The sequence below is a fragment of the Parasphingorhabdus sp. NYA22 genome (assembly GCF_976973735.1).
In genome coordinates, this window is the sequence record NZ_OZ333477.1 from 870077 (window position 1) to 896856 (window position 26780).

A 26780-nucleotide genomic window follows, 5' to 3' on the forward strand; every position below is an offset into this window, starting at 1 on the left:
GCCGAGGGCGACGCGGTGAATTGAGCCGCTGTTGTCAGGATGAAGTTTGAAGAGGGGAGTGCGATTGCGCTCCCCTTTTCATTCGTCCTGTCGCCGCCGCGCGATCAGTGCCTGGATTTGCAGCAGCCGTTCCTCGGTCATCGAGAAGCGAAAGGTAAAGAAAAGCGCTATCAGCATCAGCGGGATAATTGCGGCCGCGCCAACCAGGACGAGGACATCAAGCGAGGATTGCTCAACCGCGCCCGGTCTCATGCCTTCTTCCAGCCCTACCATGTCCAGTGCAAAGCCGCCATAGAGCGGTCCTATGGCTCCACCCAGTTTGGATGTGAACTGCAGTACGGAATAGAAGCCGCCTTCCTGCCGCAGGCCTGTTTCGGCCTCATGCTCGTCAGTCAGATCGGCGGTCAGCGAACTGATCGCAACGATCCGCAATATGAAGAAGCTCATGAAAATCGCATTCTGGATGATCAGAATCGCGAATATCACGGGATCGCCATTGTCCGGAATCAGGGCGAACCAGCGCAGCAGATAAGGCCAGGACAGATCGAGCAGCATGACAATGACCGCCCACTTGACGATGTCGTGCTTGGGCATCCGCCGGCCAACCGTCTTCAGGAATATCATGGCGATCGGCACGGCAATCAGTACCGAAATACCGAGCAGCAATCCCGTCTCGGTCGCCTCCAGTTCCCAGAAATAGGTCCAGAAAATGATATTGAGCGCCACCGTGATGCCATAGGCCGCGGTCACGCCCAGGTCGTAATAGAGCACGTTACGAAAATTTCGGTTCCGGAAGGTCGAAAGGAAATCGCGCCACAATCCCAGAAATCCGGGAGTGGAGGGCGCTCGCCTGGGATCTATCTGTGTCTGGCCGATAAATTTCCAGGTGCCGGCAATGCACGCCGTCGCGGTGATCCAGACGATCACTGCTGACAGCCATCCATAGGTCACATAATTGCTGGCAATAAACCGGCCATCGCCGCCTGTACCCTCGTCGAACAGGAAATAGAGACAGGCCGACGGCAGCAGCAGCGTGGTGAGAAACAGGAACGCCGTACGCTGTCCCATCAGCGCGCTGCGGTCGTGATAATCCTGGGTGATTTCGGCGACCAGCGTATAATGCGGGATCGAGAAAAAGGTCAGCGCGGTGCGGATCCACAGCGAACAGCCCAGCAGCCACCCCGCCAGCCATAGCTGGCTGTCCAGAACGAAATCGGGCGGCGCAAACAGCGCGATAAAGCCGAGCCCCATTGGCACGGTGCTGAAAATCATGAACGGATGCCGCCGTCCCCAGCGGCTTTTAAACCGGTCGGACCAGCTGCCCACCATCGGATCCGACACCGCGTCCCACAGCAGGCTGAGCGACAGCACAATCCCCGTCGCCGTCCCGCTCAGCCCCAGCACCTGCGTGTAGAACAGCAGCACGAACATGACATAGGCCGCTTCCTTCACCGCATAAACCGCCCCGCCAAGGCCATAGGACAGGCGGTTGGGAAGCGTCAGGTGCAGGGAGGTGGGTTCTTGCTTATTCACACTGATGTCAGCGTCGCACAATAGGGCGCCTGAAGCTATCGAAATTATGATATTATATGCGCGGTATTCAGGTGCCGGTCGCAACCACCTTCTGCGGCGCGTTTGACCACGCGACCGGTCATGAACCCTTTGATCTCGCGCCGAATTTGGTCAGGGACCCGACGGGGAAACAGTTGCGGGCACCTGGGCCGCTTTCGAGGAAGCAGGCAGCCCGTGGGATGCGAAAGCCGTAGAACGCTTCCGCTCGATTCTGCTGGCAACCGGCAATGAAACCGAGCGCAAGGAAGCCTACCGCAAATTCCGCAGCCGCGGTCCGGAGGATAAATATATCCTCAAGAAGCGTGGCTTCCCGGTACCGGGTAAATGAGGCGATAAGCATAGTGAGGATGGCGCGGCAACATAGGCCGCCCTTGCCTGAATGAATTAAGAAAGGGGAGTGCGATCGCGCTCCCCTTTTTTGTTGGAGATTGTCGCGATTGATATGGTAATTCCGTTGTAGACTCGCCGCGTCATGCTAAACTCATCCTACCCTTTGGAACGGATTTCGAAGCAACGAAGGAATGCATATTGGCAGTTCGGACAGTTGGTCAAATCCCCCGGTTCTGAACATAACAAGGAGACAAGTCCTCATGACCACACGTTCAGTTTTTCTCGCTACCGGCATGATTTGCCTTATCGGCGCGGCAGCAACGCCCGCCTCTGCTGATGAGGGCATGTGGACCTTCGGTGCCTTCCCGACAGAGCAGATGCGGGAGGCCTATGGCTGGGCACCTGACAAGGCATGGCTGGACCGCGTACAGGCCGCGTCGGTTCGTCTCACCGGAGGATGTTCCGCCAGCTTCGTGTCAAGCCAGGGGCTTATTCTTACCAATCATCACTGCGTCGCAAGCTGCCTTTATCAAAATTCAGACGAAGAAAACGACTTCCTGAAAAACGGCTTTATCGCCGGAAACCGGGCCGAAGAAAAGAAATGCGCCGGGCAGCAAGCCGAAGTGGTGACCATGATCAGCGACGTGACCGCCGATATTACAGGTGCCATCGGCGACCTGAGCGGCGAGGCATTGACCAAGGCGCGTGACGCGAAAATCGCTGCGATCGAAAGCGCCGGCTGTACGGATACGGAGACGACAAGATGCCAGGTGGTAACCCTGTTCGGTGGCGGTCAGTATAAACTCTATACCTACCGGAAATATTCGGACGTACGGCTGGCCTGGTCGCCAGAGGACCGCGCGGCAACATTCGGGGGAGACCCGGACAATTTCAATTTTCCGCGCTATTCGCTCGATGCGTCGTTTTTGCGGGCCTACGAAAACGGCAAGCCGGTTGCCACCCCTGCGCACCTGAAGTGGAATCCGCGGGCACCGAAGAACGGCGAACTTACCTTTGTGGTCGGCAATCCCGGTTCAACCTCGCGGCTTTATACGCAAAGCCAGCTTGCCTTTGAACGGGAAGTGCGTCTGCCGGTGACGGTCGCCATCATGTCGGAACTGCGCGGGCGTCTGATCCGGGCGATGGCGGAAAGCCCGGAGAAAAACCGCGAGGGTCTCGACCTGTTGGGCGGCATCGAAAATTCGCTCAAAGTCTATATCGGTCGGACCAAGGCGCTGAACGATCCCGCCTTTACCGCAAAGCTTGCCGATGCCGAATCCGACCTGAAAGCGAAGAGCGCGGGCAATGACGCTATCGGAGATCCGTGGGCGGATGTGGACGCGGCGATGCAGGCTTATCGCTCTTATTATCTGCCCGCACGTTTCACCGATCCAACGGGCGATCTTTACAATTATGCGCAAGTTCTGGTGCTGGCGGCGATGGAAAGCGCAAAACCCAACTCCGAGCGGCTGCCGGGCTTTACTGACAGTGCGCTTCCGCTGACCAAGAAACGCCTGCTCGATGAGCGGCCGATCTACCCATGGCTCGACGAACTGCAGTTCGGATGGAGTCTGTCGAAAGCGCGAGAATATCTGGGGCCAGACGATCCCGATACGAAGCTGCTGCTAGGCAAGGAAAGTCCCGAACAGCTGGCCGAACGGCTGGTTACCAATACCGGACTGGCGGATCCCGAAATGCGCCAGAAATTATGGGACGGCGGCCTCGCCGCAATCGAGGCGTCGGACGATCCGATGATCCTCTACGCACGCAAACTGGAAGCCCGCCAGCGCGAACTCAAGCAGCAGATTGATGAAAATTACGCCGGTCCGCTGACCAACGCCGGTGCGAAGCTCGCCGACGCGCGCTTTGCCGCTTATGGTGACAAGCTTTATCCCGACGCGACATTCACGCTGCGGATCAGCTATGGTCAGGTCAAAGGCTGGATGGAGCGGGGCAACGAGGTGCCGATAGCGACGACCCTCGGCGGCACATTCGACCGTGCGACCGGCAATGAGCCCTTTGATCTCGCACCAGCTTTTGTCACCAACAAGGACAAGATCGATCCGTCGATCACCTATGATTTCGTCTCGACCAACGATATTATCGGCGGCAATTCCGGCTCGCCGGTGATCGACAAAGCTGGCACGGTAATCGGTGCGGCGTTCGACGGCAATATCCATTCGCTGGGCGGAAATTACGGATATGATCCGGCGCTCAATCGGACGGTATCGGTTTCTGTTGCTGCGGTGCAGGAGGCGTTGGAAACTATCTATCCGGCTCCGAATTTGGTCAAGGAACTGGCGGAGAAATAGTTGCGGGCACCTGATGGCGGGGCACTCTCGGGATTTGCAGTAGCATTGAAAACAAAGAAAAGGGCGCGCCGCTCATCGAACGGCACGCCCTTCTGTTGCTAGACTAGCTCCGGCTTAAAAGCGGAAGCCGACGCCCGCGACAACCTGGTGGCGGTCGAGGTCGACGCCGATTTCATTGCTGTCGTTGAACAATGTGTCGTTATATTTGAGCGAGCTATAGTTGGAATAGCGATACTCGAGTTTGACGAATGCGCCGGATCCGTTGCCGTTTCCGCCGGTTCCGATCACCTGCTCGACGCCCGCGCCGAGACGGTAGCCGTCAACCTGCTGGCTGTCGTCGAAGTTGAGGTTTACGCCGTCAGCTTCAGCGCGGTCCTGGAAGCGGGATTCTACTGCGGTGTTGGTGTAGCCGCCCTTTGCGTAAAGCAAGGTGGTCGGGCTGACCTTGGCACCGATACGCGCGCCGACATAGAGGTCGCGCTTCAGGTTGACGCGGTAGCCGAACGGCGCGTTAATATCTTCATCGCCTTCCTGACGGCCGGTCGAATCCATATATTCGCCTTCGAGACCGAAGACGACAGGGCCGGCATCGAAATCATAGCCGAGCGCGACGCCATAAGCGAAACCGTCGACCGACTGGTCGAGCGTGTTATTTTCGAAAATGCCGTCATTGTCGGTATCGACATCAACGTCGCTGCCCGAACGCAACGTGTCATAGCCGCCAAGGATTTCAACGCGCGGACCGGTGAAGGGGGAGTCGGACTGCGCCGCGGCCGGGGTGGCAACGGCAAAGGCGCCGGTGACGGAAGCGAGGATCAGGGGGGTGATCATGGGGGATTTCATAAATTTACTCCAACTAACTAGATATGGAACAGGATCGTTCCGGTCATGCCCGCTATTGCTGCGGGCTTCCCGTCGATGCTGCGCCGAACACAGGGCGCGCTAGATCGACGAGTAGAGGAAACGGCCCAATCGCACGGGCGTTCCATCGGCAACTGAATAAGTCGCGATTGCCCCGTTTCTGATGCAAAAATACCACAGCGGGGCGCCGGCGCAGCGGACTATCTGCTGTCCTACACGGGCTGTCTGCGCTTATGCTGCGCATCGTGACGAATCTCTTGCGGGCCTTCGTCCCTGCTCGCCGGCGCGCCGGGAAGGGGCTTTGCAAAGGTTACACTAGGCACGGGTGTTGTTGGAGAAATTTGGCCTTTTTCTGCGGTATCGGGGCAAAGGTCGCAGAAAAGAAAAGCGGGCGGTCCTGTAAAGTTCACGCAGGGCAGGGGCGCGGATTTCCGGGCGGTGGATTCGCGCGCTATTTATAGACGACATCATCCGGGAAGCGCGCGGCCTGACGCAATGCGGACAGGGCGGGATGATCGGCGTCATGAGTGGTGGCGGCATTCTGGCTCCAGCTCATCACCGGTTCGCGATGTTTGATTTTCCAGACATCGCCGCGCTTCTCGAACCGGTCGAGATAGCGGCCGAGGTAAGTCATTTCGCTGTCTTCGCCATCCGGTCCGGCGAGATAGTGGAAGGCGACCAGATAGCTCTCGACGCGCGCCTGCGGGCCGTCAAAGGCGTAAAGGATGTTGGTCACCATATGGTGGGTCTGCCGGAACGCCTTGATCGCCGGGACAAGCTCGGCGCAGAAGCCATGGGCAGGCACGGCGTCCGGACCATAAGCGGTGGTTGCATCGGGCCAGTAGCAGCTCTTCAACGTTGCTTCGTCCGCCCGGTCAACGCCGCGACAGTGCAGGGCGATGATCTCGGCAATGGCGGCGCGATCGGCCAGTTCCGCTGCGCCTGGCACGCGGCCCGGTTCCTGCGCGCCTGTTTGACTGTCATCCGCCATGGTCACCCTCCTGCTATCGATAAGAGTAATTTACCCGATCTATCCGGCGCCTACTATGCCTCAAAAGAACAGGAGAGATGCGATTAGGGCGACCGAACTGGAGGCCGTAACGGCCAATCTGGCGATCCGCGATCTGGCCGCGCTATATATGCGCGGGCTGGACCGGCTGGACCGCGACCTGCTCCGCGCGCAATTCTGGGACGACGCCTTGCTGAGCTACGGCATCTATGAAGGCGGTCCGGACGGCTTTGCCGATTTCTGCATCGAGGCCCTGAAAACGCATGACCGCAACCATCATATGCTCGGCCAGCATCTGATCGAACTGTCCGGCGACCAGGCTTATGGTGAAGTCTATTATCAGGCCTATCACAAGCTGACGGGCGAGGCGGGCGAGAAGCGCGACCTGTTCATCAGCGGCCGCTATGTTGATCGGCTGGAGAAACGCGCTGGTATCTGGAAATTCGCCTATCGGTCGGAACTGGTCGACTGGGTCCGCGACGATCCTTGCACCGACGATTTTCTGGACGGGTCGCCGATGATCGTCGGTTCGCGCAAGCCGTCCGACCCGCTTTATGACCGCATCGCAATGAACCGCAAACCGGAGCCCGCAAATGGCCTATGATCTGACCAAAGCTTCCGACCCTCAACTCGCGCCGGGCGAGGCGCGTTGCCCGGGACCGTCGATGCAGGATATCATGGATGCTGACGGCGACAATCCGCCAGTCGCGATGCGGACCGAGCAATATGAATTTCTCGGTGACGAGGATATCAGCTTCGACCGCTATATCGACCCCGAGGTTCATGATCGCGAAATCGACCGGATGTGGAACCGGACCTGGCAATGGGCCTGTCGCGAGGAGCATATTCCCGCGCCCGGCGATCGCCATGTCTATGATGTCGGCCCCTATTCGATCCTGGTTGTGCACGGCGATGACGGCAAGATACGGGCCTTTGTCAACAGCTGCCCGCACCGCGGCATGAAATTCGCGACCGAAGATAACGCGGGCAGCAGCGGCGCCAAACGCCCGCATATACGCTGCCCCTTTCACGGCATGACCTTCAACCTTGACGGATCGCTCAAGGAAATTCCCTGCCGCTGGGACTTTCCGCATCTGGACGAGGATAATTTCGGCCTGACCGAGATCCGCTGCGATCTGTGGGGCGGCTTTGTCTTCATCAACATGGACGACGACGCGCCGCCGCTGGCCGATTATCTGGAAATATTACCGGACCATTTCAAGCAATGGCCGATGGATGATCGCTATGTCGCTCTGCACACGCAGAAGGTCCTGCCGGCCAACTGGAAGATGGCGATGGAGGCTTTTCTCGAGGCCTATCATGTATTGGAAACCCATTCGCAGGCGGTTTACACGGCCGGCGATGCCAATGCGCAATATGATATTTTCGGCAAGAATGTCAGCCGTTTCATGCACGCGATCGGCGTGCCCAGCCCGCATCTGAAGCAGCCGGTCAGCGAGGCCAAGCTGTTCGAGAAACTCGGCCGCGACCCCGAAGATCTGCCAGAGGGCGCCTCGGCCCGGAAAGTCCATGCCGAAATGCTGCGCCAGGAACATGGCAGCGAGTTCAATGTCGACCTGTCCGGCGTATCAACCAGCGAGATGATCGACAGCCTCGAATATTTCCTTTTCCCCAACATGTTTTTCTTCCCCGGCATCAACATCCGGCTCTGCTATCGCTTCCGCCCGATCGATGTCGATCATTGCCTGCACGAGATACTGCTGCTGCAACCGCTGCCCGAAAATGGCGAGCGCCCGGCCCCTGCGAAACCGGTCCGGCTCGAGATAGAGGATAGCTACACCAGCGTGGAAGGCTTTGTCCTCGCCGACATACTCGATCAGGACACCGACAATCTCGCGATGCAGAGAGATGGCGCCAAGGCCTCGAAGAAAGGCGCCCAGTCGCTCGGCAACTATCAGGAAGCCCGTATCCGGCGCCTGCAGATGACGCTGGATGAATATTTGATGTGAACGCGGAGTGAATCGTCAGAGTTGAGTGTTCTCTCCGGGTAAGATGAATCGCGCTTGTCCTCAGATGATCTGTGGCCTGCTTGAACAGATCACCTTGACCGGCGTGCGCCTATTGTTTACTTTATCTGCCTTGGTGAATTAATCGTAATGTTTATCGAAAGGCAGACTATGAAGACGAGCAATAAATCAGAGGCGACACCTGCCAAGCGAATCTATGAAAAACCCGAGCTGACCGAGATCGTCTTGGAGGATTATACTGAGGGTAAAAAGAGTTCGGCGATAGAGGTCACCACCTTATTGGGGCCATCATAAAATTCAAGGACTGATATTAGAGGCGCGCTGACAGTGCTACTTTAGCAGCTTTGAAATTGTGACCCCCCCCGCGCCATTCTTTCACTATCAGCAAACAGATATATTTTTGTTTGCTGACCGGTCCGTTTGCTATGATGTTATCCTGAAGTTTGGCCTACTCGCTAAATCGTTGGAGAAAATGTTTCTTCAGGTAGTGACCAAAGGCTTTTAGCAAAAACTCTCCTTCTTTATAGGATTGTATATCGCGGGTCTGGTCCTCTTCGCTTAAGTCCCTGTAGCTTTGTTTGATTTCTTTCATGCCCCGGCCATCAGTGTCGACAAATTGGCCTACCACCGCGAGCGTCCTTGATTTGTTTTGCTGAGCCACGGCAACTTTTTGCATCGCTTCCCGCAAAGTGATTCTTCTTTCATCCAGCCGGTCCAGCAAAGCGCAGCGAAAAGCACCGCAAATCCTGGGGCGGTAGCCGTACACCGTGCAACATTTTTCGCTGTCCAGTGCCGGACAGGGAAGTGAAAGATAGCGCTCATCGGCATCTTCATGCGAGCGTAACGGAGCCACGACAGAGCCATCTTCAGGAACCAACGGCGCGATGCTGAACAAGCTGCCGTCACAACAAAGGCCGCAGGATGTACAAAGCGTGCTCGCTTCGTCCATCGGTTCGCTATCTATTTCCGATCGGCCCAAACTGTGGCTCCAATAATCATCATTAATATATGGGTTTGATCTTATGGGATTTACAGCATCGGACGCAACTGCTCTCGCTTATATTCCGTGATCAAGGTCAAATCCGCCGCTCGGCCTGTTCCATTGTTCAATCGCCACTGTCCTACATCACCCCATCGCGCTTATGCTCCGCGCCGTGATGAGTCTTTGCTGCCTCTCTCCCTTCATGTTTCGACGCTTGGCGGCGCGCCGTTTTAAAGGTTACACTAGGCAGGGTTCGGGCGGCATCTATTTGCTTATATTCCAGAGTCTTGAGGGAAAGGTCGCAGAAAACAAAAGGGGTCGTTTGTGTAAAATTCTAAAATTTTTTCAGGCAATTTTGAACCCGGTTCATCCAACGCCATTACGGCGACTGATGCAACGCTCAGGTGTAACGTCATTTCGAGGAGCCGCAGGCGACGTGGCAATCCAGAGCGGCACGCGGGGCTCTGGATTGCTTCGCTCCGCTCGCAATGACGGGTCCTCGCGGAAAGAGACCATTGCCCGGTACATTCGGTCACGGTTATGGCTTTCTCTATCCGCCGGAAATATAATGTCCGTCATCCGCAATATTCTATCCAACATCACGCAAAACAAGCGTTCCGTGGTCGCAACTTTGACAAGCTTTGGCGCAGCGAGCCACTATCCTGCGGTTGCTGACTTCTGCTATGCCGAGCCAAATCGAGAAGGATATTATCAATGACGATCGCCGCCCTCCGCACGCCCGATGAACGTTTTGCCGATATTCCGGACTTTGATTTTCCGGTCCACTATGTCGACGATCTGCCTGGCTATGAAGGGCTACGCGCCGCTTATGTCGACATCGGACCTGCGGATGCGGAGACAACGTTTCTGTGCCTGCATGGCGAGCCGAGCTGGTCGTTTCTCTATCGCAAAATGATCCCGCATTTTACTGCCACGGGCGCACGGGTGGTGTGTCCGGATTTCTTCGGCTTCGGACGCTCCGACAAGCCGACCGATCTCGATAGCTACACGTTCGACTTTCACCGCAATCATATATTGGCTTTGGTCGAGCGGCTGGATCTGAAAAACATCACCTTGGTGGTTCAGGATTGGGGCGGGTTGATCGGGCTGACCTTGCCGGTGGACGAAGCTTTCAAGGCGCGGCTTTCGCGGCTGATCATCATGAACACCGCGCTCGGGCTCGGCACCGGGGCGGGTGATGGTTTCAATGCGTGGAAAGAATATGCGCTGACTGTGCCGGTGTTTGACGCCGGCCAGATAATCGCGCGCGGCACGCCGCAGATGACCGACGCGGAGACAGCGGCCTATAATGCACCCTATCCGGATGACAGCTATCAGGCCGGCGCGCGAAAATTCCCCGCTCTGGTGCCGGTCGAGCCGGATATGGACGGTGTCGAAGTGAGCAAGCGCGCCGCCGGTTTCTGGAGCAGCGAATTCACCGGCTCCAGCTTCATGGCCATCGGCGGTTCCGATCCGGTGCTCGGTCCGCCGGTGATGAAGATGATGCACGGGCTGATCAACGGCTGCCCGGAGCCGCTGCTGATCGAGGAGGCGGGGCATTTCGTGCAGGAATGGGGTGATATTGTCGCGCCGGCTGCGCTGAAGTCGTTCGGCGATATCTAGGGTCGGGCGGGGTCCGTCAGTGGTGAACCTGTCGAACATTGCTTTTAGACGAGAGACGTCCTTCGACAGGCTCAGGACGAACGGAGATAAAACCCGTTCCTCCTGAGCCTGCCGAAGGACCCTCCCGTCGGGAGCCGCCGCTGGCGTCGCTGACCTTCGGTTCGACACGCTCGGGATGAACGGCACGGCTTGATCGAGACTGTCCTACAGCACCAAAATCAGCTATGGTCCGGCAAAAGATAAACGGTCGCATGTTTTGGTTCTTGAAGCTGGGAGAAACCGCATGCCGCAATATTATTATATCAAATATATCCCCAAGGCGGACCGTCCGCGCGTCGTCGGCAATCTTGAGCGGCTGATCGGTCAGCTCGACCGGGAAGTGCCCGACAAGGACAGCGAGCAAACGCTGTTGCTGGCAACCTGGAATATTCGCAATTTCGGCAAGGTCAGACGGTTGCCGGAAAGCCTGATGTATATTGCCGAGATATTGTCGCGCTTCGACTTTGTTGCGGTGCAGGAAGTGGTCGATCTGGACGACTGGCATGCGGTGATGGACCGGCTGGGCCCGGACTATGATTTCATCGCGTCGGACAAGACGCATCACAAGCTCGGCAGCGGCGGCGAACGGCTGCTCTACCTCTATGACAAGCGCAAGGTGCGGTTCCAGAATATTGCCGGCGAAATCGTCCTGCCGACCGAGATGCTGATTACCGATGATACGGCGGGAGAGGGTGGGGCGCTATATCAGGGCAAGCAGTTCCGGCGGTCGCCGTTCATCACCGCCTTCCAGTCCGGCTGGTTCAAGTTCGATATCTGCACCGTACATCTATTCTACGGCTCGTCGTCGGGATCGAAGCTGCAGCAAAGGGTGCAGGAAATTGACCGCGTCGCCGACTATTTCGCCGACCGGGCCGAACAGGCACAAAAGGAAGGCCGATCGCTGATCTTGCTGGGGGATTTCAATATCGTCCACCCTGATCATGAAACGATGACCGCGCTGAAACGGCATGGTTTCCGGATTCCCAATGCGCTCAACCGGCCGTCCAATCTGGACCTGAGCAAATATTATGATCAGATCGCGTTCATGACCGATGACGACACATTGAACTTTATCGACCGGCAGACCGATGACCCGAAGAAAGCCAATGCGGGGATTTTCGAGATATTCAAATCGATCTATCGCGACGGTGATACGCTGGAATATGAAGGAGAATTGCGCAAGAAAGCGGGCGGCAAGGACAAGCGGGGCGCGGAACTGACGAAATATTACAAGGGCAGCTGGCGCACGTTCCAACTGTCCGATCACAAGCCGATGTGGGTGCGGATCAAGTCAAATGCGGCGGCATCCTATCTTGCACGGATGAAAGCGGACTGAAGCGGCTTGGGCTGGTCAGGCCGCGAACGCGGTTTTGCTGAAATGCTCGGTGAAACGCGGCTGCATCGGCTGGCTGGCAACCATCGCCAGCGGCAATGCGGTCTCGCAATGGGCGCATTCGGCGCTGAACCGGCCGACATGCCAGTGCGATTTGCCGCAGCCGGGGCAGCGGTTGACGATATCGAGGTGATAGAGCGGCTGATAACCGCGCTCGTGTCCCTGCTCGGCCAATGCTTGAACAGGCTGATTGATGAATGATCTAGGAGATAAGTACATCGTTTCTTCCTTCCTCGTTTGAGCCGAGCCTACTTCGCTAACTGCGCATCAAATGGCATTTGGTTGCTGTACCAGCGATGAACCGTTTGTTTTGGTCGATGAAATGATAATCTGTTGATCAGAAATCAATAGGCGATTTTCGCCATTTTCCGGTGAGAGCGATCACATCTGGCGCAAGTGACTGAAAATATGCGGGAATATTTTACAATCTGGTCAGGCGCTCACTGTGCCCCCAGTTTCCGCCAAGCCAGATCGGCAAATTCGCACAACAGCGGTCTCGTCTCGCGCGGGTCGATGATGTCCTCGACGCTGAACTGCTCGGCTGTGCGGAAGGGCGAGGTGACCTTGTCGAGCTTCGCCTTGATCTCCGCCAGCCGCGCTGCCGGATCTTCGGCGCTTTCGATATCGCTCTTGTATGCGACCTCCAGACCGCCGGCGATCGGCAGCGAGCCCCAGTCACCTGACGGCCAGGCGAAGCGGTACTGGAAATTCTCGGCATTGCTCATCGCGCTGCCGGCGATGCCATAAGCGCGGCGGACGATGACGCTGGCCCATGGCACGGTCGCTTTATAGACGGCGTTCATCGCTTGGACGCCATAGCGGATGGTGCCGGTGCGCTCGGCTTCGCCGCCGATCATGAAGCCCGGATTGTCGACCAGATGGACGACGGGCAGGTGGAACTGTTCGGCCAGCTTGACGAAGCGCTCGACCTTTTCCGAGGATTTCGCTTCCCATGAGCCGCCGAGAAAGCTGGGATCATTGGCAATCACCGCAACCGGCCAGCCGTCGAGCCGAGCAAAGGCGGTGATCGCGGCGCGGCCCCAGCGCTTGCCCATTTCGAACACCGAGCCTTCATCGAACACCGATGTAATGATCTTGCGCATCGAATAGACCTGCTTGTCCGCGCGCGGTACGGCGGAGAGCAGGCTTTCATCCTTGCGGTCGACGGGATCCCAGTTCTCGGCACGGGCGGATAGCTGATTCACATTGCTCGGCAGATAGGAGAGGAATTTGCGTGCGGTGACAAAGGCCTCGGCTTCGCTGGCGACTTCCTCGTCGATTACGCCGTTGGTGGTGTGAATGTCGGAGCCACCCAGCTGTTCCTTGCTGAGATCATCGCCAATCGCTGCAGCCACTGCGGGGCCGGCCGCAAATATCTGCGAAAGCCCCTTCACCATGATCGAATAATGACTGGCGACGGCACGCGCTGCACCCATGCCTGCCGTCGGACCCAATGCCAGAGCTACCACCGGCACGGTGTCCTGGTTCTTGATGATGTCTTCCCAGCCGGGAACGGCGGGGACATAGGTGAAGCCCATATCCTCGAGGCTCTTGACCGAGCCACCGCCGCCGGTGCCGTCGATCATCCGGATCATCGGTATGCCCAGCGTGTGCGCCATTTTCTCGCACTGGGTGAATTTCCGGTGCAGCGCCGCATCGGCAGCGCCGCCGCGCACTGTGAAGTCATCGGCAGACGCAACGACCGGGCGGCCCTCGATATTGGCGCGACCGAAGATCAGGTTGCTCGGCGCAAAATCCTCGAAGGTCCCGTCTTCGGCATAGGTGCCGCGTCCGGCAATCTTGCCGATTTCGCGAAAACTGTCTTCGTCGACAATTCCGGCAATCCGCGCCCGTGCATCCAGCTTGCCGCGCCCATGCTGGCGAGAGACTTTTTCCTCGCCGCCCATTTTTTCGGCGAGCCGTTGGCGCTCGGCCAGTTCTTCAAGTTCCGGTTTCCATGTCATGTCATGCGTTTAACCGAGTGGTTAAGGCAGGGGAAGCGGGAATATCGGCTACGCATCAATCGGCGCTGATTCCGGGCCGGAGATATTCGAGCGCGCTGCGCATCGCGGGGTCGGTACTGTCGGCGTCACGGTCGCCCGATTCCAGCGGCATATCGGCGACATAATCCTCGCGCGGAGTGCCGTTGACGTGGAACAGCGTTTCCGTGCCGAGATCCATGCGGGCTCCGGATTTTTCGAGATCGATATTGGACAGCGCACCCAGCAGATCCGCCATGTCGGACGATATGGTATAGGCATCTGCAGCCGCATCCAGACCGATCACCAGCCCTTCACCCATGCTGCCGGTCCAGCGTCCGCCAAGAACGACGATCGGCTTTGGATATTGCGGATTGCGCGGTTTGACTTGCTCGATAAAGCGGCGCGGCACGGTAAATTCCCGCTCGATGCTGGGGATTTCATGGATCTGGTAGGATCGTGTTTCCGCCACGAAATGGCCGATGATGCTGCGCGCAACCTCGGTATTGCCGCCGCTGGGCGTGTTGCGAAGGTCGATGATCATGGCTCTGGTTTCGGACAGGCGCTGCACCGCCTGATCGAAAGCCAGGATCAGATCATTATTGCCCAGCGCATTGTTGATGCGGATGATGCCGACATCGCCGTTCCTGCTGGTCTCCAGCAAAGGGCCGGTGTCTATGGCTTTGCTCAGCGCATAGGTTGCCGGCAGGTCGATCGTCCGGAGTTCCCCGCCGATTTCAAAGACCAGAGTGCGAGGCTTGTTACGCAATCCGCTGACTGCCAGCATCGCGCCATAGTTCAGCTGTTTGTCCGTCGGGTTGGGCAACAGCTTTCCATAAGGCCGGGTTGCTGCGTCTTCCATGATGATGCCATCCGCGGAGACAATCTGCCAGCCGGTGCGAATCCCGGCCTCGTCCGCAGCAGAACCGGCGCGAACATCCGCGACATAGAAGCGACCGCCGAGATATTGGGATGCAATATCGGACCCGGTAGGGACGATCGAATAGTCCGTCTCGTCGAAGGGACCGACGATGAAATGCGGGTCCGAAAAGGTCAGGGCCGTCTGATGCAGGATCTTGCGAAATTCGTCGCGGTCTCCGGCTTGCAGGGCAAGGGCTTTTGAGCGCGCAAGCTGTGCATCAACATCAATGTCGCTCCGCTGCCTATAGGCATAGAAAAGATGGAATTGATCTTCAAACTCCTGCCAGGCTTGCCCGGCATCAAAAATTTCGGCGCTTTTAGATTGTGAAGAGGGTGTCTGTTCCGCCGAATAAACCGGCGTGACCATGGATAGGGCGAAGCCCAATGAGATCGCTTTTGCCAGTGTTTTCATTTCTGCTCCTTTTGCACTGCGCAATTCATTCCGTCTCCGTTCCTAGTCCGCGCGCCTGTTGCAGCGCTCGGCTTCACAATTATCGTTTGGCTGGGTGAACTTTACAGAAAGAGATCTTTGTTTTTTGTGTGACCTTTGGCGGAGAGGCGCAGAAAACCGGTGCGTGCGCCGAAGCAGGGTGCCGCCTAGTGTAACCTTTGGGAAATGCCGCCTCGGTCGGCCGGGTAGGTGATGCATTCGTCATCCTGCCAGCATAGCGCGCGGTGCCGTTGTAGGACAGGCCGGATTGGTGGTCGGGCTTTTAACGATGACAGTAAGCCCCTCCGTCATCGCTTCGCGCTGCCACCTCCCCCAAGCTGAAGCTTCGGGGAGGAAAATAATTGTTCACTCATCGCCGTAAATCGCGACACTCTGCTCGCCCTCGCTGGTCGCCCGACCGCGATACATGCCAGCAGTGTTGAAGCTATAACCGGCCTGACCCCATGGCGTCGCGTAGATGATGCCGCCGTCGCCACCGAGTTCGCCCAGTTCGGCGATCACGTCATCGGCAATCTGCTGGATTTCCTCATCGGATAGCTGGAATTCGCTGCCGTGGACGACATAAGTATCATTGCCGTCGGCGTCTTTCGGCACATCCAGTTGCGCTTCCTTGATGGCCGTCAACCAACGAAGCCGGATGCGGGCACAGATTTCGTGGGCGACGCCGAGGCGGATGAAATATTCGCCCGATCCGGTTGCCGAAATCGCGCAGCTACGGTTGTCGGCATAAGTGCCTGCGCCGATGATAGGGCTGTCTCCGATTCGGCCCCAGCGCTTGCCGGTCATGCCGCCGGTCGAGGTGCCTGCGGCCATATCGCCGCCGCGGTCCTGCGCCACCACTCCGACCGTGCCGAATTTATAATCGACATCGGCAGCGCTGATTTCCTTGGCGAGGACGGCCTCAATCTGTTGCAGCCGCTGAGGAGTAGCATAATAATCCGGCGTCACCTGTTCCAGCCCCTGTTCGCGGCTGAACTGGTTTGCCCCTTCGCCGGACAGCATGACATGCGGGCTATGCTCTTTGACCGCGCGGGCCAGCAATATCGGGTTCTTGGTACCGTTGATCCCGGCCACCGCGCCAGCCGACAGGTCGCTGCCGTCCATGATGCTGCTGTCGAGCTCGTTGGTCTTGTCCCAGGTAAAGACCGCGCCTTTGCCGGCGTTGAAATTCGGATCATTCTCCATCGAGATGATCGTGGCGGTGACGGCATCGATCGCGCTGCCGCCGTCTTTCAATATGTCGGAACCAATCGCCAAGGCCTTGTTCAGCGCTGCTCTGATTTCTGCATCTTTTTCCGGGGTGATCTTGTCGCGGTCGATTGTCCCGGCGCCGCCGTGAATGGCCATCGACCAATAGGCTTCCGATTCCACCCCGTCCTGCGCATGGGCCGCTGTTGCCATGGTCGAAAGCATCAGGGTCGGCCCCAACAGGCTCAGTAAATTTCGGATCATCAGACGTCTCTCCCGATTGGCTCTTATCATTTCTTCGCGAACAGCCTATATGTCCGGCAAACAGGCCCTTCTGACAAGAGCAAAGATATGACCTCAAATAATCCGTCGCTGCGACCCTGGCGCGATATTGATCGGCGCAAATCCCGCCAGATCATGGTTGGTGATGTGCCGGTGGGCGGCGATGCGCCGATTACCGTGCAGACGATGACCAACACTTTGACCTCCGACGCCAAGGCGACGATTGACCAGATCCGCCGTTGCGAAGAGGCGGGCGTCGATATCATCCGCGTGTCCTGCCCCGATGTCGAAAGTACCGCTGCGCTGAAGGAGATTGTGCGGGCCAGCAACGTGCCGATCGTCGCTGATATCCATTTTCACTATAAGCGCGGCATCGAAGCGGCAGAGGCAGGCGCGGCCTGTCTGCGGATCAATCCGGGTAATATCGGGTCATCGGCGCGGGTGCGCGAAGTTATCGACGCGGCAAAATCAAATGGCTGCGCGATCCGGATCGGGGTGAACGCTGGCAGCCTGGAAAAGGATTTGCTGGAAAAGTACGGCGAGCCTTGCCCCGAGGCTTTGGTCGAAAGTGCGCTCGACCATATCAAGATATTGCAGGATCATGATTTCCACGAATTCAAGGTCGCGGTGAAAGCCTCCGACGTGTTCCTCGCGGTTGCAGCCTATGCGCAGCTCGCAGATGCGGTAGATTGTCCGCTGCACCTCGGCATCACCGAGGCGGGTGGGCTGATCGGCGGCACCGTGAAAAGCTCCATCGGCATGGGCAATCTGCTCTGGGCCGGTATTGGCGATACCATTCGCGTGAGCCTGTCGGCAGAACCCGAAGAAGAAGTGCGCGTCGGTTATGAAATGCTCAAATCGCTTGGCCTGCGCACGCGCGGCGTCCGGGTGGTCAGCTGCCCGAGCTGCGCGCGGCAGGGCTTTGATGTAATCCGCACGGTCCAGAAGCTGGAGGAGCGGCTGCAACATATCCGTACGCCGCTGTCACTCTCAGTGTTGGGCTGCGTCGTCAACGGTCCCGGCGAAGCGCGCGAAACCGATATCGGCATCACCGGCGGCGGCAAGGGCAAGCATATGGTCTATCTCTCCGGCGTCACCGATCACCATGTCGCGGATGAGGATATGGTCGATCATATCGTCAAGCTGGTTGAAGCGAAGGCTGCGGAGATCGAGGCGGGGATTAGCGAAGCAGCTTGAGGTGCCACGCGGGGCAAGGTGCTTCGACAAGCTCAGCACGAACGGGATTTGCAAAAATTCATTCTATGCTATGCTCAGCCGAGTTTCTGCCAATCTTTGCTGAGGGATGATCCAACATGACTTCGACCCGCAAACGCGCAACCGACTTTCACCCCCATATTCTCGAGATATTCGACGGCTATGTGCATGGCGCGATCTCGAAGCGGGATTTTATCCGGCAGGCCGGGAAATTTGCCGCTGCGGGCGTGACCGGCGCGATGATCCTTGACCAGCTGCAACCCAATTATGCCTGGGCGGCGCAGGTCGAGCCGGATGATCCGTCGATCACGGTCGAGCGGATCAGCTATGATAGCCCCGAAGGTCATGGCAAGATCAATGGATTGATGGCGAAGCCTGCCGGGGTTGCAGGCAAGCTGCCTGCGGTGCTGGTGATCCACGAAAACCGGGGACTCAATCCTTATATTGAAGATGTCGCGCGGCGGGTGGCCAAGGCCGGTTATCTGGCGCTTGCTCCCGATGGTTTGTCACCGCTGGGTGGCTATCCCGGCAATGATGATGACGGGCGAACGATGCAGCGGACGCTGGACGGCGCAAAGCTGATGGAAGATTTTTTGGCTGCCTTTGAATTTTTGCGCGATCATGACGGTTCGACCGGCAAGGTGGGCGCAGTTGGTTTCTGCTACGGCGGCGGCGTGTGCAATGCGCTGGCGGTGGCCTATCCGGATCTTGCCGCGTCGGTGCCTTATTACGGACGCCAGCCGGAAGCCGCCGACGTTCCGGCGATCGAAGCGCCGCTGATGATCCATCACGCCGGAAATGACGAGCGGATCAACGCTGGCTGGCCGGCCTATGAGGAGGCTTTGTCGGAGCATCAGAAGGAATATAGCGTGCATTTCTATCCCGGAGTGAATCACGGATTCCACAACGACACGACGCCGCGCTATGACGAGGAGGCAGCCAAATTGTCGTGGCGACGGACGCTGGCCTTTTTCGATACGCATCTGCGCGGATAGGGGGGAGACGGCCCATCACGTTTTGTCGCTGAGCGGCATCGTCTCGCTATCTAGCCAGTTCCCGACATCCGACAGATGTTCCGGCCGGGAGCCCAGTAAAACCTGCATGCCCAAATCCGCGAGCGTTACCATCTTCAAACTATCCTGAAACGCACGCTCGGCGACAGCAAAAGCCGAAGCGATCTGGCAGGGGCTCTTGCAGTCCTTTCGCTTGAGGCCGCACGGACCGTTCTGGCGGATTTCGGTGCAGCGGAAGGCGGGGGCATGGCCTTCGATTGCGGCTGTGATATCCCACAGCGTAATATCGGTGGCAGGTTTTGCGAGCCGGTAGCCGCCATGGGCACCGCGCGAGGATTGCACGATCCCCGCCTTGCTGAGCGCCTGCAATTGCTTCGCCATATAGGCGGTCGGTACCTCGTGATAGCGGGCGAGCGCTTCGGCTTTAAGGCCGCGGCTCTCCGGTAGTGCGATCATCATCACCGCGGCATGGGCGGCCCATTCGACGCCTTTGGAAATCTGCAATATTTGACTCTCTGTTTAATTCGGACAATATATATCTGAATAACATGGACTCGGGATGATTTGAAGGAGAAATTGCATGCTGATGGGAAAGCCGGATCTGCTTGACCGCCTTGCCCAGTTGCTGGTGCTGGGTGTTGGTCTGTTCGCACTGCTGTTCGGACTGTTCATGATCATCCGCCCGCTCGACTGGTATGTCGCGATCCCCACCGTCATCACCACCGGTCCGCCGAACAAGCATTTCATCCGCGATATCGGGATTGCCTATGCGGCCTGCGGGATGATCCTGCTTTATGCGAGCATCAATATTCACATGCGCTGGCTGGCAGCCTTTACGGGAGCCTTGTGGTTGTCGCTGCACGGTGTGCTGCACATTTACGAAGTGTCGGTCGGGATTTGCTCGCCCGACGCTTTTATCGCCGATGCGCCGGGCGTGCTGGGGCCGCCGCTGCTGGTATTCCTGGCGCTTGGCATCCTGTTCGCGCGCCAGCGAGTGGCGCCCGCCGGCATTCCGAAAGCCATCTTTCTCAAATTTGCCAATGCGGAGGCAGAGGAAAGCGAGCGGCAATATCATGATGAGATCGCCGCCGCGCCCGGTGATGCGCTTGAAAAATTCATGCATTTCCTGCCAGCGTCGATGCACCGACACGGAGCGCCGGCGTTGCTGTTCCACGCCGCGCGGATGGGGGCCAATATGGTTGAGGATTGCGGTCCCTGTGCGATCAGCTGTGCAAACTGGGCGCTTGCCGATGATGTTCCCAGAGAAACCGTCAATACCTGGTTCAAGGGACCGGACAATCTGCCGGAGGAAGAAGCGCTGGCCTTCGCATTTGGCCAGGCGATCGCGACCCAGTCTCCTGACGCCTTTGAACTGGGCGACCGGATAGAGGTGCAATATGGTCGTACCGTTCGCTTCGAACTGGCGATGACGGCAGCGATTGTTCGCAGCTTTCCTGCGATGAAGCGCGGCCTTGGTCTGACAAAAGCCTGTTCCCTCACGCCGCTGGAAGTGTAATAGCCGGTGGATGAGATATATATTTTTGTTGTTTGCCGGGCTGGCCCTGTTTCCTGCGTCTGCGCTGCTGGCAGAACCGGCTGAAGCAGGGCATCCCGAAGCGCGACCCTATGACGAAGCGACCGATGCGACGGTTGCGGTCGACGCGGCGCTTGCCCGGGCTATTCTGACAGAAAAACGCGTCATTCTCGTCATGGGCGCGAACTGGTGCCATGACAGCCGCGGACTGGCCGGCTGGTTCGCGGAGCCGCGCTTTGCCGCGATGCTGCAGGACAAATATGAGATCGTCTATATCGATGTCGGCCAGCGGGATCGCAATATCGATATCGCCCGGCGTTTTGGTATCAAGTCAATCAACGGCACGCCGACCGTGTTGGTGCTATCCCCGCAGGGCGCGTTGCTCAACCGCAAATCGGCTCCCAAATGGCGCGATGCAGCGAGCCGCGAGGAAGACGATATCTTTGCCTATTTCGACCAATTTTCGCCCGAACTCTGAGCCGAAGGAAAGCAGGTGCCCCGCGCATTGACCTATGTTCTGATCCTGCTGGCGGTGATCGCCGTGGCGCTGTTCTTCCTGCCACTCAGGCTTGCCGTGGGATGGGCGGGGCTGGAAGGATCGCGTTTCTCGGCCAAGACGATCAGCGGATCTGTCTGGAATGGCCGGATCGAGGGCGCTCAGCTCGGGCCGTTTCCGCTCGGCGATCTCGATGCCGGGGTGCGGGTTCTGCCGCTGCTCACCGGCCGGGTGATGATGGATCTCGAACGGCCGCCGGCCGCCGGTGATCCCGGACTGGTCGCAACCGTCGGCAAGTCAGGCAACAGTTTGCTGGTGCGGGACGTGACCACAATGCTGAGCGTCGGGCGTCAACTGGCGCCGTTACCGGCCTCCGCGATCGATCTGCAGGCGGTCAACATCAGCTTTGCCGGTGGCCGTTGCCAGTCGGCCAGCGGGCAGGTGCGGGTATCGCTCGACGCAAATATTCCCGGACTGAACCTCAAGCAGGGCCTGCTCGGCAATGCCGTCTGTCAGGATGGCGTGCTGGTTCTGCCGCTGCAAAGCGGCTCCGGCATGGAGCAGCTCACGCTAAAACTGGAAGGCAATGGCTTTTATACCGCGCGGCTGTTCCTCTCGGGCAGCGACCGCGCCTGGACCCTGCTGTTGCCGACGCTCGGCTTTCGCAAGGTACCCAGTGGCTATGCAATCAAGGTTGCGGGGCAGTTGGGCAAAGAGCCGATCCGTTGATGATCACGGTGAATATACCGCGCCAGTTAGAAATTTACTGCCGGAAATAACCGTATCTCCGGCGATAGGTTTTTTTCCCCGACAGTTTTTCGAAGATCCAGCGCATTGATCGAAAGACCACGCCGTTAATTGCCAATATCAATCGCGATATAGTCATAAATGGCACGATGATCGGGACGATCGGGAAAAAATAGAAATGTTTCCGCAGAAACTTTGTCCATTTGCTCCGTTTGGCCTGCCGAACATAGAGCGCGGTTATGAATAGCGACAGGATGAAATATGAGGCCACCCATGCGCCCATGTGCATGACCATTGTTTAACACCCCCTATTCCACCACAAGGATTCTGCTATAGAAATGCTTGCATCATCGGATTCAAAGTCTTTTTAGCCCTAGAAGTTTACATCATCTTACAAAACGTTACAAATAGAAATAAACCAATTTTCCTGATTTTTTGCAGCTGTCAAAGATCCGCATTGTTGGATTGCAGCGAAGCCGTTATCTATGACGCCAGCAACGGGACAATGATCAGTGAATAGTCGCATAAAATTTTCCATTCTTGACCTCTCTCCGGTACCGCAGGGTAGCGATGTGAGAACCGCGCTAGACCGGTCGCTGGCGCTCGCCCGCCATGGCGAAGCGCTTGGTTATGAGCGATACTGGATGGCTGAACATCACGGCATGGAGGGCATTGCCAGCGCCGCGACCGCAGTGGCACTGGCGCATATCGGGCAGGGGACCAATACCATCCGCATCGGTGCCGGCGGCATCATGCTGCCCAATCACGCGCCGATGGTGATTGCCGAGCAATTCGGGACGCTGGAGGCGCTGTTTCCGGGTCGGATTGATCTCGGGCTCGGCCGTGCGCCGGGATCTGATCAAAGGACGGCACAGGCGCTGCGCCGCAATCTTAACAGCGATGCGAACGAATTTCCGCGCGATGTACTCGAATTACAGGCGTTTCTGGCAGGCGATGACCGGCTTGGCATTCAGGCTACACCGGGGCAGGGGACGAACATCCCGCTATATATTCTCGGCAGCAGCCTGTTTGGCGCGCAACTGGCGGCAGCCCTGGGTCTGCCTTATGCCTTTGCGTCGCATTTCGCACCGCAGATGCTCGACGAGGCGCTGAAGATCTACCGCCGTGATTTCAAGCCGTCGGAGCAGCTCGCCGAACCCTATGTGTTGTGCGGTTTCAACATATTTGCCGCCGACAGCGACGCGGAAGCGGAGTATCTGTCCAGTTCGATGATGCAGAGCTTTGTCGCGCTGCGTACCGGTAATCCGGGCAAAATGCCGCCACCGGTCGAAGGCTATCGAGAAAGTCTGCCACCCCAGGCCCAGTCAATGCTCGAGCAGACCATGCAAGGCAGCGCTGTAGGTTCGCCCGAGACAGTGAAACAAGGCGTCGATCGCTTTGTTGAACGGACCGGCGCCGATGAGCTGATCATTTCCGGTTCGATATTTGATCAGGCCGCGCGCGAGAAAAGCTATACCATTGCCGCAGAAGTTCGCGATCTGGTTGCCGTCTAGAGCCAAATTCGCTGCATACAGGTCTTGATTTTACCATCCGGCCTGCGCATGACCCGGAAAATCGAAATTCCGAGACAGACCCCCCATGGGAGAAGAAAAAGTGCCACGCACAGGTAGAAATTCAGCACTTCGCGACTTTCTGAAAAGCGAAGCGGCGGGCGGCATATTGCTGATGGCGGCTGCCGCGCTGGCGATGATAGTGGCGAACAGCCCGTTATACGACATGTATCACCATTTTTTGCACGATATAAAGGGACCGACCCTGTCGAGCAAACTGGGGCCGATGACGCCGCATTTGTGGATCAATGACGGGCTGATGGCGATTTTCTTCCTGCTCGTCGGGCTGGAAATCAAGCGTGAATTTGTCGACGGACGGCTCAACACATGGGAGCGGCGGCGATTGCCTGTGGTCGCGGCGGCGGCGGGCATGGTTGTCCCGGCGCTGATCTATCTGTTCGTGGTCAGGGACGTGCCCGCGCTTTACAATGGCTGGGCGATTCCGGCAGCTACCGATATTGCCTTTGCGATCGGCGTACTGGCGCTGCTCGGGCCACGCGCTCCGACCTCGCTGAAGCTGTTTCTGGTCACTGTCGCGATTGTCGATGACATGGGCGCAGTGGCGATTATCGCCCTGGTCTATACCGCCGAGATCAATGGCGCAGCGCTATTGGCCAGCGCGGCTATACTGGCGGTCATGTACACGATGAACCGCAATGGTGTGCTCAAGCTTTGGCCCTATCTGATTGGTTCGGGTTTGCTTTGGTATACCGTGCTGATGTCGGGCGTTCACGCGACCATCGCCGGGGTGCTTGCCGCTATGGTCATCCCGATCGTGGTGACTCCGACATCTCCGGATGCTGAGCATTCGCCGTTGCACCGGCTGGAACACGCGATTTCGCCATGGAGTGCATTTCTGATAGTGCCGATTTTCGGCTTCGCAAATGCTGGCGTTTCATTGGAAGGCCTTGGCCTGGAGCAGATTTTTGCGCCATTGCCGCTCGGCATCGCTGCCGGACTGTTGCTGGGCAAGCAGATCGGAATTTTTGCCAGCGTATGGCTCGCGGTCAAAACCGGCTTTGCCGGTCGATTGGGCGGGGCGAGCTGGCTGCAGGTCTATGGCGTGGCGATGCTCTGCGGTATCGGTTTCACGATGAGCCTGTTCATCGGTGCTTTGGCCTTCCCGGGCAATGCGCTGTTGATCGAGGAAGCGAAGATCGGTGTCCTCGGCGGATCTGTTCTGTCTGCGATTATCGGCTTTTGCATATTGCGCTTCGCACCGCAGGGACGCCATCTGGAATCGCTGGACGAGGACGAAGCCGAGGAACTGCTTGATGTGTTGCCCGATGCGCAAGTGGAAAAACTGAAAGATGCCCTGTGAAAGCAACCGGGCTCGCTGCTGCTGCCTGTCTGGCGATTTCCGTCCCTGTAGCGGCAGCCGAACCCGCAGCGCCATCGGTGATCGTCGATACGGTCGCGTTGAAAGCATCCACCGAACTCGCTTCCATTGCGGGTGATTATGTAAAGCTCACGCTTGCCCTGGGTGAGCAGGAAGCTGGCTATGTCGACGCCTATTATGGTCCGCCGGAATGGGCGGAGGCGGCGAAATCCGATCCGCGCGACATGCGCGAGCTGGGTAATGCGATTGTCGTCCTTATGGAGCGACTGGACGCATTGCCGGCTAGTGGCGATCCGCTGATCGAATCGCGCAAGCGCTTCCTGTCGGCGCAACTGGAAGCGGCGGTGACCCGCCACGCGATGATACAGGGCGAGACGTTCGCCTTTGCCGAGGAGGCCAAGGGACTGTTCGGCGTCGTACCGGAACTCAGGCCGCTGGCAGAATTTGATCCGGTGCTCGAGGAGATTGAAAATATCGTGCCCGGCGAGGGACCGCTCAGCGAACGGGTCGCCGCGTTTGAAAATGGATATATTATCCCGAAGGACCGATTGCAGACCGTGTTCGACACCGCGATTGCCGAGTGCAAGGCGCGGACCGCGCAATATTCCGATCTGCCCGAGGGCGAAAACTTCAAGCTGGAATTTGTCACCGGCAAGAGCTGGAGCGGCTATAATTATTATCAGGGCAATTATCAGAGCCTGATCCAGGTCAACACCGATCTGCCGATCTTCATCAGTCGCGCCGTCGATCTTGGTTGCCACGAAGGCTATCCCGGCCATCATGTCTATAATATGCTGCTCGAGCGCAATCTCACGAAGGGGCGTGGCTGGCAGGAATTCTCCGTCTATCCGCTTTATTCGCCGCAAAGCCTGATCGCTGAAGGCTCGGCCAATTACGGCATCGAACTGGCGTTCAATGGACAGGAGCGACTGGATTACGAACGCGACGTGCTTTATCCGCTGGCCGGCCTCGATCCCGACACGGCGGCGGCTTACTGGGCACTGCAGATTGCCAAGCAGGCGCTCAGCGGCGCGCGGATGACGATTGCGCAGCAATATCTTGATGGCGAGATTACGCGGAACGAAGCAATCGCGCTCAACCAGAAATATCAGCTGGTCTCAGCCGAGCGCGCGGCGCAGATGACCGATTTCAACGAGCAATATCGCAGCTATGTGATCAACTATGGCCTCGGCATGGAAATGGTCCGCGACTGGATCGAAGCCCAGGGCGACGCGCCGTTCTGGCGCTGGAAGGCGATGGAGCGGTTGCTGAGCGAGCCGGTGCTACCGAGGGATTTGGTGGTTAAGACGGTGATGGAATGAGTTGGGCCCCCTCAACCAAGGAAGAAGTCGTCGAAATTCTCGTAGAATTAAAACGAGGTTTAGATCCCGTGGTTTGGAGTGAGTTTGATCAGTATATGGTTGAGCCTAAGCCATGCAAAATTGATCGTTTTGGAAACCGGGAAACAGCCTATGTCGTCGCTTGCGATGCGGAATGGGTAGTGTATTTTGACGACATCGAAGAAACCTTTGGCACTGCTAAGAATGCTGATGGACTTCTACACGAACCAGCTGACTACGGAGACTTAGTTGTTGCGTTAAGGGAACTAAAAAAGCACCGATCAACCGGTAAATAATTCTTATAGCGCCGGTCATGCTGAAATAAGTTCAGTATGACGAACTTCTTTATCGGAACAGCGTGCACTACCCCTCTCCCTCAAGGGAGAGGGGTATAGAGCCTTGCAGCTTGGCAGCTAGGCGGCGTTGGGTGAGGGTTTACGGACCTGGAGAGTGGAGCACCCTCATCCAGCTTCGACTAGGCAGCGAGCTGCCAAGTCTGCGCAACCTTCTCCCTTGAGGGAGAAGGATAATCTGCCACACGAATCCCTCTTGCGCATTGCAAAAATCGGCGTAATCCAAGCGCAGTTTTTCGGGA

General features: G+C 57.7%; 24 protein-coding genes. 15 read left to right on the forward strand and 9 right to left on the reverse strand.

The genetic code is table 11. The features are described 5' to 3' along the window. Nucleotides 1-78: 78 nt before the first annotated feature. Complete coding sequence (locus tag ACWFTY_RS04300) at nucleotides 79-1533, reverse strand: MFS transporter (RefSeq protein WP_447526158.1); 1455 nt, start codon at nucleotides 1531-1533, stop codon at nucleotides 79-81. Between the two features lie 629 nt (nucleotides 1534-2162). Between ACWFTY_RS04300 and ACWFTY_RS04305 the strand changes: the two genes are divergently transcribed. Then, nucleotides 2163-4214: a S46 family peptidase gene (locus ACWFTY_RS04305; RefSeq protein WP_447526159.1), complete on the forward strand. Its 2052-nt coding sequence runs from the start codon at nucleotides 2163-2165 to the stop codon at nucleotides 4212-4214. Between the two features lie 114 nt (nucleotides 4215-4328). Here the strand turns inward: ACWFTY_RS04305 and ACWFTY_RS04310 are convergent, their stop codons facing one another. Next, nucleotides 4329-5057 (reverse strand): outer membrane protein, encoded by a 729-nt coding sequence (locus ACWFTY_RS04310; RefSeq protein WP_447526160.1) that lies wholly within the window; start codon nucleotides 5055-5057, stop codon nucleotides 4329-4331. Nucleotides 5058-5526: 469 nt separating this feature from the next. Next, nucleotides 5527-6066 carry a nuclear transport factor 2 family protein gene (locus ACWFTY_RS04315; RefSeq protein WP_447526161.1) on the reverse strand — a complete coding sequence of 180 codons (540 nt, stop codon included), beginning with the start codon at nucleotides 6064-6066 and terminating at the stop codon, nucleotides 5527-5529. A 55-nt stretch (nucleotides 6067-6121) separates the two neighbouring features. Here ACWFTY_RS04315 and ACWFTY_RS04320 point away from each other — a divergent pair, with 55 nt between their 5' ends. Next, on the forward strand, nucleotides 6122-6688 hold the full coding sequence (locus tag ACWFTY_RS04320) for a nuclear transport factor 2 family protein (RefSeq protein WP_447526162.1): 567 nt from the start codon (nucleotides 6122-6124) through the stop codon (nucleotides 6686-6688). Beyond that, complete coding sequence (locus ACWFTY_RS04325; RefSeq protein WP_447526163.1) at nucleotides 6678-8054, forward strand: aromatic ring-hydroxylating dioxygenase subunit alpha; 1377 nt, start codon at nucleotides 6678-6680, stop codon at nucleotides 8052-8054. Before ACWFTY_RS04320 ends, ACWFTY_RS04325 begins: the two co-directional genes overlap by 11 nt. A gap of 466 nt (nucleotides 8055-8520) precedes the next feature. Here the strand turns inward: ACWFTY_RS04325 and ACWFTY_RS04330 are convergent, their stop codons facing one another. Next, entirely contained in the window at nucleotides 8521-9021 is a 501-nt protein-coding gene (locus ACWFTY_RS04330; protein WP_447526164.1) for a YkgJ family cysteine cluster protein, read from the reverse strand. A 601-nt stretch (nucleotides 9022-9622) separates the two neighbouring features. On the opposite strand from ACWFTY_RS04330, the gene ACWFTY_RS04335 reads away from it, so the two are divergent. From ACWFTY_RS04335 to ACWFTY_RS04345, 3 genes are all read left to right on the forward strand, one after another. Then, nucleotides 9623-9772 (forward strand): hypothetical protein, encoded by a 150-nt coding sequence (locus tag ACWFTY_RS04335; RefSeq protein WP_447526165.1) that lies wholly within the window; start codon nucleotides 9623-9625, stop codon nucleotides 9770-9772. Beyond that, nucleotides 9769-10677 carry a haloalkane dehalogenase gene (locus ACWFTY_RS04340; RefSeq protein WP_447526166.1) on the forward strand — a complete coding sequence of 303 codons (909 nt, stop codon included), beginning with the start codon at nucleotides 9769-9771 and terminating at the stop codon, nucleotides 10675-10677. The genes ACWFTY_RS04335 and ACWFTY_RS04340 overlap by 4 nt, the downstream gene beginning before the upstream one ends. A gap of 283 nt (nucleotides 10678-10960) precedes the next feature. Further along, nucleotides 10961-12052, forward strand: coding sequence for an endonuclease/exonuclease/phosphatase family protein (locus ACWFTY_RS04345; protein ID WP_447526167.1), 1092 nt, complete (start codon nucleotides 10961-10963; stop codon nucleotides 12050-12052). Between the two features lie 15 nt (nucleotides 12053-12067). Here ACWFTY_RS04345 and ACWFTY_RS04350 read toward each other — a convergent pair whose 3' ends face one another. From ACWFTY_RS04350 to ACWFTY_RS04365, 4 genes are all read right to left on the reverse strand, one after another. Next, on the reverse strand, nucleotides 12068-12328 hold the full coding sequence (locus ACWFTY_RS04350; RefSeq protein WP_447526168.1) for a hypothetical protein: 261 nt from the start codon (nucleotides 12326-12328) through the stop codon (nucleotides 12068-12070). A gap of 221 nt (nucleotides 12329-12549) precedes the next feature. Continuing rightward, the gene (locus ACWFTY_RS04355; RefSeq protein ID WP_447526169.1) at nucleotides 12550-14073 is read right to left on the reverse strand and encodes an acyl-CoA carboxylase subunit beta; all 1524 of its coding nucleotides are present in this window, start codon (nucleotides 14071-14073) and stop codon (nucleotides 12550-12552) included. A gap of 55 nt (nucleotides 14074-14128) precedes the next feature. Beyond that, complete coding sequence (locus tag ACWFTY_RS04360; protein WP_447526170.1) at nucleotides 14129-15421, reverse strand: S41 family peptidase; 1293 nt, start codon at nucleotides 15419-15421, stop codon at nucleotides 14129-14131. A gap of 384 nt (nucleotides 15422-15805) precedes the next feature. Next, nucleotides 15806-16912 (reverse strand): isoaspartyl peptidase/L-asparaginase family protein, encoded by a 1107-nt coding sequence (locus ACWFTY_RS04365; protein ID WP_447526171.1) that lies wholly within the window; start codon nucleotides 16910-16912, stop codon nucleotides 15806-15808. A gap of 87 nt (nucleotides 16913-16999) precedes the next feature. Here ACWFTY_RS04365 and ispG point away from each other — a divergent pair, with 87 nt between their 5' ends. Together ispG and yghX are read left to right on the forward strand one after the other, a co-directional pair. Continuing rightward, nucleotides 17000-18127: a flavodoxin-dependent (E)-4-hydroxy-3-methylbut-2-enyl-diphosphate synthase gene (gene ispG / locus ACWFTY_RS04370; RefSeq protein WP_447526172.1), complete on the forward strand. Its 1128-nt coding sequence runs from the start codon at nucleotides 17000-17002 to the stop codon at nucleotides 18125-18127. Between the two features lie 116 nt (nucleotides 18128-18243). After that, complete coding sequence (yghX, locus tag ACWFTY_RS04375; RefSeq protein WP_447526173.1) at nucleotides 18244-19140, forward strand: YghX family hydrolase; 897 nt, start codon at nucleotides 18244-18246, stop codon at nucleotides 19138-19140. 15 nt (nucleotides 19141-19155) lie between these two features. On the opposite strand, the gene ACWFTY_RS04380 is transcribed toward yghX, so the two are convergent. Then, nucleotides 19156-19662: an RrF2 family transcriptional regulator gene (locus ACWFTY_RS04380; protein ID WP_447526174.1), complete on the reverse strand. Its 507-nt coding sequence runs from the start codon at nucleotides 19660-19662 to the stop codon at nucleotides 19156-19158. A 76-nt stretch (nucleotides 19663-19738) separates the two neighbouring features. On the opposite strand from ACWFTY_RS04380, the gene ACWFTY_RS04385 reads away from it, so the two are divergent. The 7 genes from ACWFTY_RS04385 (at nucleotide 19739) to ACWFTY_RS04415 (ending at nucleotide 26481) form a co-directional block, all read left to right on the forward strand. Next, the gene (locus ACWFTY_RS04385; protein WP_447526175.1) at nucleotides 19739-20674 is read left to right on the forward strand and encodes a hypothetical protein; all 936 of its coding nucleotides are present in this window, start codon (nucleotides 19739-19741) and stop codon (nucleotides 20672-20674) included. A gap of 10 nt (nucleotides 20675-20684) precedes the next feature. Then, nucleotides 20685-21170, forward strand: coding sequence for a thioredoxin family protein (locus tag ACWFTY_RS04390; RefSeq protein ID WP_447526176.1), 486 nt, complete (start codon nucleotides 20685-20687; stop codon nucleotides 21168-21170). Nucleotides 21171-21185: 15 nt separating this feature from the next. After that, the gene (gene gspN / locus ACWFTY_RS04395; protein ID WP_447526177.1) at nucleotides 21186-21917 is read left to right on the forward strand and encodes a type II secretion system protein N; all 732 of its coding nucleotides are present in this window, start codon (nucleotides 21186-21188) and stop codon (nucleotides 21915-21917) included. 530 nt (nucleotides 21918-22447) lie between these two features. Beyond that, the gene (locus tag ACWFTY_RS04400) at nucleotides 22448-23449 is read left to right on the forward strand and encodes an LLM class flavin-dependent oxidoreductase (RefSeq protein ID WP_447526178.1); all 1002 of its coding nucleotides are present in this window, start codon (nucleotides 22448-22450) and stop codon (nucleotides 23447-23449) included. A 100-nt stretch (nucleotides 23450-23549) separates the two neighbouring features. Continuing rightward, nucleotides 23550-24827 carry a Na+/H+ antiporter NhaA gene (gene nhaA / locus ACWFTY_RS04405; protein WP_447526179.1) on the forward strand — a complete coding sequence of 426 codons (1278 nt, stop codon included), beginning with the start codon at nucleotides 23550-23552 and terminating at the stop codon, nucleotides 24825-24827. Continuing rightward, nucleotides 24824-26167, forward strand: coding sequence for a hypothetical protein (locus tag ACWFTY_RS04410; RefSeq protein WP_447526180.1), 1344 nt, complete (start codon nucleotides 24824-24826; stop codon nucleotides 26165-26167). The genes nhaA and ACWFTY_RS04410 overlap by 4 nt, the downstream gene beginning before the upstream one ends. Continuing rightward, nucleotides 26164-26481, forward strand: a complete 318-nt coding sequence (locus tag ACWFTY_RS04415) for a hypothetical protein (RefSeq protein WP_447526181.1) — start codon at nucleotides 26164-26166, stop codon at nucleotides 26479-26481. The genes ACWFTY_RS04410 and ACWFTY_RS04415 overlap by 4 nt, the downstream gene beginning before the upstream one ends. Nucleotides 26482-26780 lie beyond the last annotated feature (299 nt).